This window comes from Spirillospora sp. NPDC047418 (genome assembly GCF_040643275.1).
Taxonomy (GTDB): Bacteria; Actinomycetota; Actinomycetes; order Streptosporangiales; family Streptosporangiaceae; genus Spirillospora.
The window spans coordinates 58,669-72,216 of sequence record NZ_JBEYTW010000007.1 but is presented as its reverse complement, the minus strand read 5'-3'; the positions used below and the strand labels follow the sequence as shown (position 1 = coordinate 72,216).

Here is a 13,548-nt window from a genome sequence, read left to right as displayed (position 1 = left end):
TCAACTCTCGGGCCCTCATTCTTAAAGCAGAACTATCAACGACCACCATCGCTATAGTTCGTGCCTATGGACCTGAGCCGCCTGTCCACGACGCGCTCGCCTCGTTCGCCGTCTTCGCCGAGCACCTGAACTTCACCCGCGCCGCCGGCGAACTGCACATCTCGCAGCCCGCCCTGCACGTCAAGGTGCGCAAACTCGCCGAGACCCTTGGGCGCCCCCTCTACACCAGGCAGGGGCGCCGGCTGGCCCTGACACCCGCCGGCGAGCAGGTCGCCCGGTTCGCCCGCGACCTCGACGCCCGCATGACGGCGTTCCTCGCGGACGTCGGCGGCACCGCCGCGTCCCGCGTCCCCACCCTCGCCGCCGGGGAGGGTGCCTACCTGTACCTTCTCGGCGGCGCCGTCCACCCCGGCGTCCGGCTGATCAACGGCGACCGCGCCCGCACCCTCACCGCCGTCCGCACCGGCCGCGCCGACGTCGGCGTCGCCGTCCTGGACGTCCTGCCGGCCGACGTGGAGGCCGAGCTCCTCGCCTCCTACCCGCAGACCCTCGTCATGCCGGACGGCCACCCGCTCGCCGCGCGGCGGCACCTCGCGCTCGCCGACCTGGCGGGCACCGCCCTGATCGTCCCGCCCCCGACCGGCCCGCACCGCGTCACCCTCGAACGCGCGCTGCGCGCCGCACAGGTGCCCTGGTCGCTCGCGGTCGAGGCCGCGGGCTGGCCGCTGATGCTGCACTTCGCGTCCCTGCGCATCGGCCTGGCCGTGGTGAACGGCTGCGTGCCCCCGCCGCCCGGCCTGACCGCACGCGAGATCATCGACCTACCGGCCGTCCCCTACTACGCTCTGCACCTGCCGGGCCGCAGCGACGACCCCCTGGTCACCGATCTGCTGACCGCCGTCCGCACCGCCGTGAGGAGCACGCCGTGCATTTCGAGATCTCCGTCGACATCGACGCCGCCCCCGAAACCGTCTGGGCCCTTCTGACGGACGTCGAACGCTGGCCCGACATGACGGACTCGATCGACCGCGTCGAACTCCTCGACAAGCCGTTCGCGCCGTCCAGCCGGGCCCGCATCCACCAGCCGAAGATTCCCGCCGCCACCTGGACGGTCACCGAGGTGAAGGAGGCCGAGTCCTTCACCTGGGAGTCCCGCTCCCCCGGCGTGACCACCACCGCGACCCACGCGATGGCCCCCGCCGGGAACGGCGTCACCGTCCGCCTGACCCTCGATCAGAAGGGGCCCCTCGCCGGCCTGTTCTCCCTCCTGACGGGCCGCCTGACCCGCCGCTACGTGACGATGGAGGCCAACGGCCTGAAGAACAAGGCCGAACGATAACCCGCCTCCACCGAGCCCCTCCCCCACCCGAGCCGTCCGCCCAAAAGCAGCGGCGGACGGTTCCCTCGCGGCAGCGGCCGGGCCTACCGGATGGCGGGCTCGCCGTAGCGTTCCTGGTCGGACGGCCGCGGGCCCTCGGGACCGTCCCGGCCGAGGCGCATCATCCGTGAGATCCGCACCGTGCGGAACGAGCGGCCCAGCGCGGCGAACTCGTACCCGTCCGTCGCCGTGATCTGCTCCGCCGCCCGCTCCCACTCCGCGAGTTCGGCGTCCGAGGGCGGGTCACCCTGGTGGCGGCGGAACAGCGGCATCAACTGGGTGAAGTGGGCGGCCAGGTTGCCGCGCGCCTCACCGGGCCCGTCACCGCCGCTGAACGGCTGCCAGGACCCGTCCTCCTTGATCTCCACGACGGTGAAGGTCGGCGGCAGCAGGATCACTCCCGGATGCGACTGGATCGCGTGGACGGCCTCGGTCTGCACGATCTCCGGAACGGTGCCGGGTATCGGCCGGAACCCCGCTAGGTTCAGCCTCAGCTGCGTCTCCCAGTGCCCGGCCGGCGCCAGTGGCTCGACGGGGTGGTCGCGCAGCAGCTTCGGGCCGCCCGGATCGGTGTCGGTGGACCTCGGCGGCTCCATCGCACCGCCGCCGATCAGCGTGAACCGCTCGATCCGGATCACCCGGTAGCGCCGCTCGCCGATCTCCCACTCGTCCTTCGCGAGGCCGCCCACCTCGGGGTCCATCCGCCCGGCGGCCTCCATCATCGCGCGCGCCAGGTCCGGGGCGGGGTGCTGCTCGGTCACGGTCCTGCGCAGATGCGCGGCCAGGCTCCGCCGGGCGCTCTCCGGGTCGGACGTGCCGACGCTCCCGATGCGCCAGCTCGTCCCGCTCTGCACCGCGAACCCGAAATCGGGCGATCCGGCCGGGAAGAGCTTGGGGAACTCCCGGATCCGCTCGCCGAGTTCCCTGTCCCGCACCGCCGCGACCGGGTCGAGATCGGCGACCAGATCGATGCGGTCGTACCCGTGCATCGGGGGGAAGCTCATACCCCATCATCGTCACAGAAACGATCCGCCCGCACACGTTTCGTGAAACTCACCCCACCGGAAGCCCCGGACGCGCCGGACCCGGGCGACGACCGCGAAGACCGCGGCGATCGGCCTCGCCGCCACCCGGAAGCGCCAGGCTTGGGCGACGACCGCGAAGACCGCGGCGATCGACCTCGCGGCCACCCGGACGCGCCGAGCCCAGGCACCACCACGCAGGCCCGGAACCGTCGGCCGGCGGGCCACTGGCCGTCGGCCGATGGGCCGCTGGCCGGCGGGCTCTCCCACCCGCCGCCCGGGTTCAGCCGCGGGCGGCGACGATGGTGGCGACCGTCTTCTCCAGCGCGTACGCGGGATCGGCGGCGCCGCCCTTGACCGCCTCATCGGCCTCGGCGACCGCCGCGAGCGCCCGCGCGACCCCGTCTCCGGACCAGCCCCGCAGCTGCTTCTGCACCCGCTCGATCTTCCACGGCGGCATGCCCAGCTCCTTCGCCAGCGCCGCGCCCCGCGCACCCCGCGGAGCCCCGCCCACCTTCGCCAGCCCCCGCACACCCTGCGCGAGCGCGCTGACGATCAGCACCGGCGCGACCCCCGTGGCGAGCGCCCACCGCAGCTGCTCCAGCGCCTCGGCGAGCCGCCCCTCGATGGCCTTGTCCGCCACCGTGAACCCGCTGACCTCCGCGCGCCCCCGGTAGTACCGGGCGACGGCGGCGTCGTCGATCTTCCCCCCGGTGTCGGCGACCAGCTGGCTGCACGCCGCCGCCAGCTCCCGCAGGTCGTTGCCCACCGCGTCGATCAGCCCCCGCGCACCGTCGGCGGAGATCTTCCCGCCCGCCCGGCGGATCTCGGCCCGCACGAAGTCGACCCGCTCCCCCACCTTGGTGACCTTGGGACACGAGATCCTGCGCGCCTTGAGCTTGGTGAGCCCGTCCACCAGCGCCTTGCCCTTGGCCCCACCCGGGTGGACGGCCACGAGCACCACTTCATCCGCCGGGTTCCCGGCGTATTTGAGCACCTCGGCCGTCAGGTCCTTCCCCAGATCCTGCGCCGACCGGATCACGAGCACCTTCCCGCCGCCGAACAGCGACGGCGACGTCAACTCCGAGATCCGCCCGGGCTCCAGCCCGCCCGGCGCCAGGTCAATGACCTCCGCCTTCGGATCCCCCGCCCGCACGGACGCGACGATCTCCCCGATCGCCCGCTCCGCGAGCAACTCCTCGTCCCCGACCACCAGCACAATGGGCTCAACCGACACCCCAGCAGCATGCCACGCTCAACAAGGCCCCGCGCCGTCCACCAGCACAGCGGCCCCCTCCGCCGCGCTCCGCTCGGACGTCCCGCGCCGCAGCCGGTAGAAGACCCCGGGGATCTTGGGCCCGTCCCGGCGCGCCAGGTAGGCGGCGTCCTGGACGCGGCGGCAGCCGGCGGGGTCGATGCCCGCCGGATCGGCGCGGTGCGCGTCCCACAGGTCCTGGATCTCCCGCAGCGCCTCCTCCCGGCGGGCGGCGTGCCGCCAGTGGGCACCGGCCAGCTCCACGCAGTCCAGCAACGCGGGGCAGACCGGCAGGAACAGCTTGACCAGGTAGTCCGCCAGGCTCATGTCACGGTAGAGCGCGAGCGCCAGCCCGAGAACGAACCAGCCCAGCCCCGCGGCCACGAGCGCACCCGCGTAGGCGCGGTGGTCGCGCAGGCTCCACACCATGCTCTGGCGCTGGCACAGCAGCACGTCTCCAGGCCACGGGACGTCCCGCACATCGATGCCGAACCACCCGCGGTACCGGTCCGCGCGGCGGATGCGCCCGGCGGCCGCGGCGACCTCCTCCGGCGCGGGGGGCGCACCGGCCAGCGCGGCGTTCCACGGCAGCCCGAACAGCCCGGTCTCGTAGAGCTCCTGGACCGCGGCCGCACGGCGCACCGCTCGCTCCTCCAGCCACGCCAGCCCCGTGCGCGACGCCACCAGCCACGCCGCGCCCAGGGCGGCGAGCGTCTCGCTCCCCGCCGGGAAGAACACCACCGCGACCGGCGCGACCGCCGCGATGAGCAGCGTCCCGGCCATCCGGGCCCGCCGCCACCGCTGGGACCGGTGGTACAGGTCGCTGTAGGCGAGCAGCCGGCGCAGATGCCGCGCCTCGTCCTGCCGCCGCCCGATCCGCGACGGCTCGCCGCGCGGGACCGGACGCGGCGCGTCCGCGGCCACCGCTCAGCCCCCCGCCGGGCACAGCGGCCGGTCCCGCAACCGCTCCGGCGCGCGCGGCACCGCGTCCCCGACTGTGGGGCGCGGCCCGCTCCAGCCGCCCAGGCGGCAGGCGTGCGCGGCGAGCGCGGCCGGGTCGATGAGCATGTCGAGCCGCAGCGCGCTGAGGCCGAGCGCGAAGTGCAGTCCGCCGGGGTCCTGCCACGTGGTGAACGGCGGGTTGCTCAGGTCGGGGAACTCCGTGCGCAGCAGGCGTTCGCCCGTGTCGGCGTCGATGACGCCGAGGTAGCCGGTCCGGGCCGAGATCACGACATCGTTTCCCACGGCGGTCAGCGTGAAGACGTATTGCGACTCTCCGGGGAGAGTCCGCTCCGTCACGTCCGTCCCGCTCACCTTGTAGGCGAAGGTGTCCCCCTCGGGGCCGACGCCGACCACGGTGCCGTTCGCCGTCACGACGGTGCGCACCGCGGCATGCGAGCCGAGCCGGACGGGCGGCCCGGCGCGGCCGTCCGCGTCCAGCGGCCACATGCTCATGCCGGCCCCGGTGCAGCCGACGACCCGGCCGCGCCGCGGGTCGACGGCCATGCAGGTGATCGGGCGCTCCAGTCGTCTCTCGGAGATCCTCCGCGGCGGCGCCGTACCGTCGTAGGCATAGCCGGTGAGCCGGTCGGACCACGCGACGAAGAGCCGACCGTGGTCCTCGTCGAGGGCGACCACGGGACGCTGCGAGCCGGACGGCCCGGTCAACTCGGCGAGCTGTTCCAGTTCATCGGCGCCGTCGTAGCGCCACACCCGGACCCGCCCGTCCGCGGTGACCATGGCCGCCGACCTCAGGCGGGCGCTGAGGACGCCCGGCGCCAGACTGAACTTCGACGGGTAGGAGTCCTGGCCGTGCACGCGCCGGGTTCTCGGGTCGTACACCGTCAGCCATGCCCGTTTCGCCTGCAGCCCCGTCAGGAGGAGCATTGTGCCGTCGGGGAGCACGGCGACCCCGGAGACCCCCGACACCCACTGGTTGAACATGCGGTGATCGGCCGCGTCGTGCACCGCCAGGACGCCCTCGTCCCCCGGCGTGATGGTCGTGGCACCGTCCGCGCTGACCGCCGCCATGCTCCGGGTGCGGCCTCCCTCTCCGATGATCGCGTTGCCGATCGAAGGGCTCCCGTCCAGGAGCGAGTCGGTGGCGAATGCCTTGAGCCCGTTCAGGGAGGCGATCCACAGCCCGGCCGACGTCACCGCCACCGGGCGGCCCCCCGCCCCCACGAAGAAGGGTTTGCCGAGCCGTTTCCCAGTGCGGGGGTTCAGGGGGGTGATGAAGCCGTTGACGGTCACCGCGAACGCGGTCTTTCCGTCCAGGCCGTAGGCGATCCCGCTGCCGGGGGCCTTCAGGTCGACGGCGCCGGACCGCTCGGCCTTCTTGCCGTCCACCCGCCAGAAGGACGTCTCGCCCGCGGTCCCGATCAGCGCCAGCGACCGGGCCTTGGGATCGAACGCGACCCCGGCGACGCCGGTGCCGTCCGCGACGCGCATCGGCGGTCTCTCCGCGGCGCCGTGCCACAGCAGTCCGCCACCGCTCGTGGCGGCCGCGACGTCCCGCCCGTCTCGGGAGAACGTGAGGGCGCTGACGCCGGTCTCCTTCTCCGGGAGCGGAAGGGCGCCGGAGCGGCCCGAGGGCGCCAGGGCCACCGTCCGGGCACCCGCGGAGCGGCCGGCGTAGGCGAGCGTCCCGCCGTCCGGGGCCAGGGCCAGCGCCGTCACCGCGCCCCGCGTAGGGATCTTGCGCGGGGTCCGCGCCGCGCCCGGTGCGAGCGACCACACCACGATCTCGGGTGCGTCTCCGGCCGCGGCAACCGTCCGGCCGTCGGCGGCCATCACCAGCGACCGCAGCGGGCGAGGAGCGCCCTGCAGCAGGCCCTGCAGGCGCACGTCGGCGTAGACGGCGTTCAGCAGCGCCGAACGGGCGCCGGTACCGCCCGGGGAGATCCGCTGCGCGGCCAGCGCCTCGCGCAGCGCCCTCTCCGGCTCCGCCGCCGCACGCTCGCGCACCTGCCCGGCGAGGGTCCGTGCCAGCCGCGCGCTCTCCTGCCGCTGAGCGTCCCTGACGGAGTCGCCCCGCTTGTCCAGCGCGTACCCGCCGGGGACGGCGAGCAGCGCGCCCACCACGCCCACCGTCGCCCACCTGAGCCTGCGGTTCGGCCGCCGCCTCACCAGCCGGAGCGCCGCGGCGACGTCGGGGGCGGGGGTCTCCACCGGCGTCCGGACGCGGAGCCGCGGGACGCGCCACGGCGAGGGTCCGGCCTCCGGGACGTGCTCCATCCCGAGCACGACCCGCTTGCCGTTCTCCTCCGCGAAGCGGACGAGTTCGGCGGTGTCCCCGACCGGCAGGAGGCGGCCGTCTCCGCCCAGCCCGGCGACGACCATCGATGACGGGTCGATGGGTGTTCCGGCGGCGAGCGACTCGGCCAGCACGGCGAGCGGTGCCGCGAGCGGCGTCCTCGGCACGGCGGGCAGCCCCCTGCCGCTGGCCGCGACGAGCCGCCAGCGCAGGCCCGCCCGCGCGCCGCCGGGAGACGCCACCGTGGTCCGCGCCATCTCGGCGCACGTCTCCGGATCGATCTCGGTGAAGGCCATCTCACGCGGGCACGGCCACGCTCCGGGCACCTGCTCCTCGCCGCCCCCGACGGCCTCCGCGACGAGCGTCACCGCCTCGTACCCGTCACGGACGCGCACCGGGACGCTCATCAGCGCCGAGCGCGGCACCGGTCCGTCCAGCCCGGCGAGCAGGGACGCGATCAGGTCCGCGACCTGCGCGGGCGCGACGGAACCGACGGCGGGGTCGGCGTCGGTCCACTCGGTGAGGGCCCGTTCCCGGCAGCCTTGCGCCTCGGCGTCCCGTCCGTGGCGGTGGTGCCGGGCGGCCTCGGCGGCGTACAGGACGCCATGGAGCCGCCGGACGAGGAAGGGGTAGGGCGACCCCGCGCCGTCCAGCTTCGCCCGGACCTCCTCGGCGAACGGCCCCTCGCGCAGCCGGGCCAGAAGATCGGCGTCGACGCGGACCGCACGCTCGGCGGTCAGCAGCACCCAGGAGACGCCGATCAGCTGCGTCGCGACCTCGCTGGCCGGCTTCAGCGCACCTCTCGAACTCTTGGGGCCCTGAGTGACAAGGCACTTCCGGATGGCCTCGGTCAGCCTGTCCGGTTCCTGCTCCCGCTCCGTCAACGACATGCGTCCAGCACCTCCCGCCGTCCCATGTGCGCCTCGGCCGGGACGGAGATGTCCGGATCGGCGGCGGCCCCCGCGGGCAGCAGCGCGCACACCCGGCTCAGGAGCGCCGTCCCGGTCAGCCCGAGCACGGCGAGGCGCCCGCTCGCCGAGCCGAAGACCCCGTACCGGCCGTCCCCGGTGAAGGCCGCGGTGTAGAACGGCACCACCGACGCGGTGCCCGCGCCATCCGCCGGCATGGCGTTCACAGCGGCGATCTCCCGTCCCCCGTTCGCGGCGATGACGTGGACCGCCCCGCTCAGATCGGGCACCAGCCAGCTCCGCCGGTCCGGCGACACCGCGATGTTCATCACGGTGGTGGCGAGTCGTGCGGAGGGCTGAGCGCCGGCAGGCCGCAGACCCGGGCCGGTGACGTGCAACTCGCCGTTGTTCTCGCCGGTGAGCAGCGTCGATGCCGACAGGGGAACGGCCACCGCCAGCCCATCCGGGAAGTCGACCCTCCTCGCGGTTCCGCCGCGGAGCGGCACGACGCTCGCGTGGTCGCGGTCGTAGCCGATGACCAGCTCATCGCCGCGGGCGAGGAACAGCAGGGCCCGCACGGCCTCGCTGTCGGCGGACGGGATCTCTTCGAGCAGCCGCCCGTCCCGCGGGTCCCATACCTCGACGGTGCCCCGCAGGTCGCCGATCGCGACCCGGCCCGCCCGCTCGTCGAAGGCGACCGACAGGATCCGCCCCAGGCCGTGCGGTGTCGGCTCGCCCAGCACGCGCACGGCCTCGCCCCGGGCGAGGTCCGACACCACGGCGCGGCCGTCGATGTGACCGGTGACGATCGTGCGCCCGCCGGGTGCGACGGCCATCGAGATGATCGGACCGTGCTCCGCCAGGTCGATGGTCTGCGCCACCCGCAGGCTCGGTACGTCGACCACGCGGACCATCCCGTCCATGCCCACGGTGATCACTCGCCCGGGGGACCGCGGATCGGTGACCACCCGCGTCAGCACGCCGCGGTGCAGAGCGGGCCCGGACGGCATCGACCAGTCCGTCGCATGCCAGCCGTCGGTGAGCGCCGCCAGCCGGCCGCCCGCGGAGTCGAACTGCGGTTCCGCCCGGAACATCATGCCGGGGCCGCCGAGCTCGGGCCCCCGCCACTCCCCGGTGTTCAGATCGAGGACCTTCAGCGTCGTCGGGGCGTCTCCACGCCCCGCACCCGAGGAACCGACCACCAGCCGGTCGCCGTCCCTGCCCGCCGCGAGCCGTATCACCGACCGCCTGTCCTCGACCTGCCGCACGACCTTCCAATGCCGCGTCTCCCACACGACGACGCGCCCGAGTTCCGGGTCGTCCGGGGTCGAGGCCACGTGCCGGCCGGCCGCCAGCACGCGGCGGCCGTCGGCCAGCCGCGCCATGGCCAGCGAGTACGCACCGCGGAAGACGGTGCGGTTGGCCGGGAGGAGGGTCCGCTCGCGACTGCCGGTCGAGGCGGCGTACACGCCCGCCTCCACCTCCCCCTTGCGCGCGCTCGTCACGGCGACCGAGTCCTCGTCGACGAACACCATGTCGGTGGGATCGGTCACCGGCAACCGCGCGATCGCGACCGTCAGCAGCGGGCCGGACCCGAGCGGGCGGCGCGGCACCGCCAGCGGCCAGACCGATATCCGCCTGCCGGCCTGCTGGAGGGCGAGCAGCCTCCCGCCGGGCGACACCGCCAGGCGGTCGACGCGTCCGCGCGAGAAGCCCTCCTGGACCGGCCGCGGAACCGGACCGGAGATGTCCCAGCGGATGAGGAGACCCTCCTCGTCCCCGCTGATCAGGGCCTTTCCGTCCGGGGTGAAGGCCAGCGCGCTGATCCCGGCGCCGCCGCCGGCGGCCGCCCGGTAGCGGCCGCCGCCGGGCTCCTGGACCCGGACGCGTTGCCCCGGCCCGCCGACCGCGATCCTGCGGCCGTCCGGCGACACCGCGACCGCGGTGGCGGGCCGTCCGCTCGACGCGACGCCGCGCAGCCGAGGGTCCACCGCCGCCACCCGCAGCAGCGCGTCGCGGGCGTCGCCCTTCCCCGCTCCGAGACGCTGCGCCGCCAGCGCGGCGATCGCCGCCCGGCCGGGGTCGGCATGGGCGTCCCGCGCCACGATCGCGGCCAGTTCGCGCAGTCGCCTGGCGTCCCGCTCGCCGTGCGCCCGCCCGACCGCGTAGGCGGCGACCCCTCCGAGGAGGATCACGACGAGCAGGGGCGCCATCCAGTACGGATGCCGGGACTGGTGGATCCGCATCACCGCCAGGGAGGCGGGGACGTCCTCGACCACCTCCGCCCGCAGGTCCGGCCCCCGCTCCTGCGCCTCCGCCCGGGCCTTGGCCCCGTTGGCGGGGGACACCAGCAGTGTGAGCTCCCGCTCCGCCACCGCGAGCATCTTGCGGTCGATCTCGGTCACCCCGAGGAGCGTGCCGTCCCGGGTGACATTGGCGGTCAACACCGTCCGGCGGTTGTAGGGGGCACGGGCGTCCGGCGTGAGGCCGTGGAGGTAGGCCAGCGCCAGCGCCATCGCCCCGCCCGCCGATCTCCCACCGACCGGCGGGACGTCGTCGCCGTCCCCGTCATACGGGAGCAGATCCCAATGCGTCACCGAACGAGAGTGGAAACGCGGATGACTCTTCGCCCAGGCGAACGCCTCGGCGAAGGACTCGCGCATCCCTTGGTCGTCCCGGGTCGCGGTCGGCCCCTTCAGACCGGGCCGCTCCGGACGCCGGAACCTCCTGCGCCGCACCTCCAAGAGGAGCAGCCTGCCGGCGTCCCCGTGGGCGACGACGATCGGCAGCCGCACGACTCGCCGTCGGCGGCGCCGGGGCGGCTGCGACCAGCCGCCGAACAGCTTCGCCCGCAGGCCCCGCCGCGCGGGCGCCCGCCGCGGTGATCCCGCCGTGCGCCCGATCACACCGCACCGTCCGGACCCGCGAGGGCGGCCAGCAGGTCGCGCAAGGCGTCACCCGTCCGCGCGTCCGCCGCGTGCTCGGCCGACCAGCGCACTGTTTCGCGGTCGAAACCGGACGGATCGTCGACCAGGTCGGGGCCCACCGCCACGGCCAGCCGGTCGCGCCAAGCGCCCACCTTCAGGGTGCCCTCGGCCGCGTTGTACGCCCAGCGCAACGGGATCACGCACTCGCGTGCGGAACCGTCACCGAGGTCGTTGAGAACGAGCTCGAGCCATCGGCCGTCGGCTTCCCGAGAACCCACGGACGCGCTGACAAGGAGCTGCCCGCCGTCGTTCTCGTAGAGGGTCACCGCCAGTTCGAGGTCGGGAACCACCAGCAGCCTTTCGTCTCTCGGCTCCGCCTCCTCGTCGCTCGCCAGCGCGGTCTCCAGCTGCCGCGGCTCTGAGATGTACACCTCGACCGGAGCGCTCGGGGAGTCCCGGCGACGCGCCGCCGGACGCACCTCGTAAGGCGGCGGGGAGCCGATCTCGAGACGCATCCGCCCGGCGGTGAGCCACCCGAGGTAGGTCACGGCGCCCCGGTCGGCCTCGGGGCGTACGAGGACCGCCACGTCCTCGACCGGCGGCGTCACCTCCAGCGCGACCTCGCCCGCGTCGTCCTCGGCGATGACGCTCAGGTGCAGGCGGAGCCCGCCGCTGTCGGCCGTCCGCTCGCCCGGTCCGGTCGCCGGCAGCTCCGCCAGCCAGTCGGCCACGGCCGCCGCGAACTCGGCGGAGGCGTCGCCCTCGTCCGGCACGGACGCGGCATCGTCCGGCACGGACGCGGCATCGTCCGGCACGGACGCGGCATCGTCCGCCAGCCGGCCCGTCGCCACCCGGGCGGCCTCCCGCATCGCGGGGTCCACGGCGCCGAGCCGGCGGGTCAGCAGCGCCAGTGCCCACCGGGCCTCCGCCGGGAAGCGTGCGAGGTCGGTGGCGGCGAGTTCCTCGCACAGCGCGATGCCGCCGTGGGCGGCCAGGCCGGACGTCCCCTGATCGCGAAGCCATATGTTCATCTCGTCCATCGCGTCGCTGAACAGGGAGCCGGTGGGCGCGAACCAGTGGGCCAGCACCACGCGGGAGCCCCCGCCGCCCGCGTCGATGGCGCCGCACAGGTCCGCGGCGAGCCGCGCAACGAGTTCCCACGGCAGCAGATGGAACAGTTCCGCCGCCGGGTCGCCCTCCTGGAGGAGCCGGTCGACCAGCGACCACCGCAGCGCCGGGGATTCCGACTCCAGCACCCGGACGTCGTCCGGCCCCGGGCGCACGTCCGGCCAGGTCTCCTCCAGCCGCTCGACGACCGCGACCGCCGCCTCGCTCACCGGCACCGGCACGCCCGCGTCGGTGAGCTCCACGACCGCCTCGGGGGCCGTTCCGCCGCGGCACAGACCCAGCGCCCCCACCCGGGTGCCCGACGACTCGAGCAGGATCCGGCGGCGCAGCCAGCCGTCGCGGAAGCGGGACTCGCCGCGGGCGTCGGAGTTGCGCCTGCCCCGGTTGGGCTCCGCCCAGGGATCCCAGGAGCCGGTGCCGTCCCGGTCGAGGGCGACTTCCGCGACCCATTCGCTCAACGGCCTGTGCGGGGCGTTCATCGTCCGCTCCTGACGTCCAGTTCCGCCAGCAGCCGGACGGCCGCCGGGCCGATCTCGCGGGCCGCCGCGTTCCTGGCCTCCGCGGGATGGTCCTTCAGGTAGTCGTCGCGGATCTCCCGGAGTTTGTCCCACTCGCCGACCGAGACCCTCGCGAACAGGTCGTCCGGCAACTCGGCAGCCCACGTCACCGACTGGGCGACGCGGAGCTCCATCCCCTCGCCCCGCCACCGCGCGACGAACTTCACCAGCCGCAGCAGGATGGCGACCTGCTCGAACGGCACATCGAACCGGTAAGGAACCCACAACTGCCGCACGGACTCGCCGTCGCGCAGGTCCGCCAGGCCGCGCAGCGTCGGGTCGAGGACCAGCCCGTGGCGCGGGTCGTAGTGGATGCTGTTGACGGTCAGATCCCGTGTCTCGGCGTCGCGCTCGAGGTCGCCGCCGGACACTCTGAACGGGAACCCCCGGAGATCGAGCGCCTTGTACTCGAGCAGTACGTCGTCCTCGCCCCGGAACTGGGCGGAGCAGACCCGTCCGGACGACACCTTGATCCGGACCAGCCGCCTCATCCGCATGCCGGCCAGCACCTCGTGCACCAGTGAGGCCATCAGCCCCGGCGGCACCGTCCCGGAGAAGTCCAGGTCGTTGACCTTCGCCTGCGGCCCCGCTGCGATCAGGTCCCGGACCGACCCCCCGGCGGCCCAGATCAGGTGCCCGAGACCCCACACCCGGTCGAACAGCCGCGCGAAGAAGGTGCCGGCCGGGTCGGGGGCCCGGTCGGTCAGCCGCCCGATGAGGTCCGGCAGTTCCGCCGCGACCGCCGCCACGTCGCAGATCATCTGCGGGCGCCGCCGCGGCGGCAGCGGCCCGAGCCGCTCGGCCCGGCCCCCGCATTCGGGCAGCGGCCGCACCGGGACCCCGCCGTCCCCGTCGAGCAGCACGTGATCGCAGAACATGTCCGGCGTCAGCCCGCCGGGCGGAGGGCTGTAGACGAATCCGAGAATCCGCCTGCCGTCCAACGTGTCGCCGACCATGACTGCCGCCGTGTCGCCCCGCACATAGCGGCCCGAAAGGTCGGGCGCCCCACCTTCCGGCTCCGATACGAAATCCTGCATGCGGCCACCTCGCTATGCTTTTGGACAGTAAGGCCCATCCATCTCTGCGGGACGCCCGGTCCCCGTGAGCACGTCGAGCG

General features: G+C 74.4%; 9 protein-coding genes. 2 read left to right on the top strand and 7 right to left on the bottom strand.

What is annotated here, in order from left to right; all coding sequences use genetic code 11:
• Positions 1–17: 17 nt before the first annotated feature.
• Both ABZ806_RS06330 and ABZ806_RS06325 read left to right on the top strand, forming a co-directional pair.
• Positions 18–986, top strand: coding sequence for a LysR family transcriptional regulator (locus ABZ806_RS06330; RefSeq protein ID WP_500215878.1), 969 nt, complete (start codon positions 18–20; stop codon positions 984–986).
• The gene (locus tag ABZ806_RS06325; protein WP_500215785.1) at positions 926–1,339 is read left to right on the top strand and encodes an SRPBCC family protein; all 414 of its coding nucleotides are present in this window, start codon (positions 926–928) and stop codon (positions 1,337–1,339) included. The genes ABZ806_RS06330 and ABZ806_RS06325 overlap by 61 nt, the downstream gene beginning before the upstream one ends.
• 83 nt (positions 1,340–1,422) lie before the next feature.
• Here ABZ806_RS06325 and ABZ806_RS06320 read toward each other — a convergent pair whose 3' ends face one another.
• The 7 genes from ABZ806_RS06320 to ABZ806_RS06290 form a co-directional block, all read right to left on the bottom strand.
• The gene (locus ABZ806_RS06320) at positions 1,423–2,382 is read right to left on the bottom strand and encodes a DUF5954 family protein (protein ID WP_500215784.1); all 960 of its coding nucleotides are present in this window, start codon (positions 2,380–2,382) and stop codon (positions 1,423–1,425) included.
• Positions 2,383–2,683: 301 nt separating this feature from the next.
• On the bottom strand, positions 2,684–3,637 hold the full coding sequence (holA, locus tag ABZ806_RS06315; protein WP_500215783.1) for a DNA polymerase III subunit delta: 954 nt from the start codon (positions 3,635–3,637) through the stop codon (positions 2,684–2,686).
• Between the two features lie 18 nt (positions 3,638–3,655).
• Entirely contained in the window at positions 3,656–4,579 is a 924-nt protein-coding gene (locus ABZ806_RS06310) for an S-4TM family putative pore-forming effector (protein ID WP_500215782.1), read from the bottom strand.
• 3 nt (positions 4,580–4,582) lie between these two features.
• A complete protein-coding gene (locus tag ABZ806_RS06305; RefSeq protein WP_500215781.1) occupies positions 4,583–7,801 on the bottom strand; it encodes a hypothetical protein in 3,219 nt (1,072 codons plus the stop codon).
• A complete protein-coding gene (locus ABZ806_RS06300; RefSeq protein ID WP_500215780.1) occupies positions 7,792–10,725 on the bottom strand; it encodes a WD40 repeat domain-containing protein in 2,934 nt (977 codons plus the stop codon). The genes ABZ806_RS06305 and ABZ806_RS06300 overlap by 10 nt, the downstream gene beginning before the upstream one ends.
• Complete coding sequence (locus ABZ806_RS06295; protein WP_500215779.1) at positions 10,722–12,353, bottom strand: hypothetical protein; 1,632 nt, start codon at positions 12,351–12,353, stop codon at positions 10,722–10,724. The genes ABZ806_RS06300 and ABZ806_RS06295 overlap by 4 nt, the downstream gene beginning before the upstream one ends.
• Positions 12,350–13,468, bottom strand: coding sequence for a hypothetical protein (locus tag ABZ806_RS06290; RefSeq protein ID WP_500215778.1), 1,119 nt, complete (start codon positions 13,466–13,468; stop codon positions 12,350–12,352). Before ABZ806_RS06290 ends, ABZ806_RS06295 begins: the two co-directional genes overlap by 4 nt.
• Positions 13,469–13,548 lie beyond the last annotated feature (80 nt).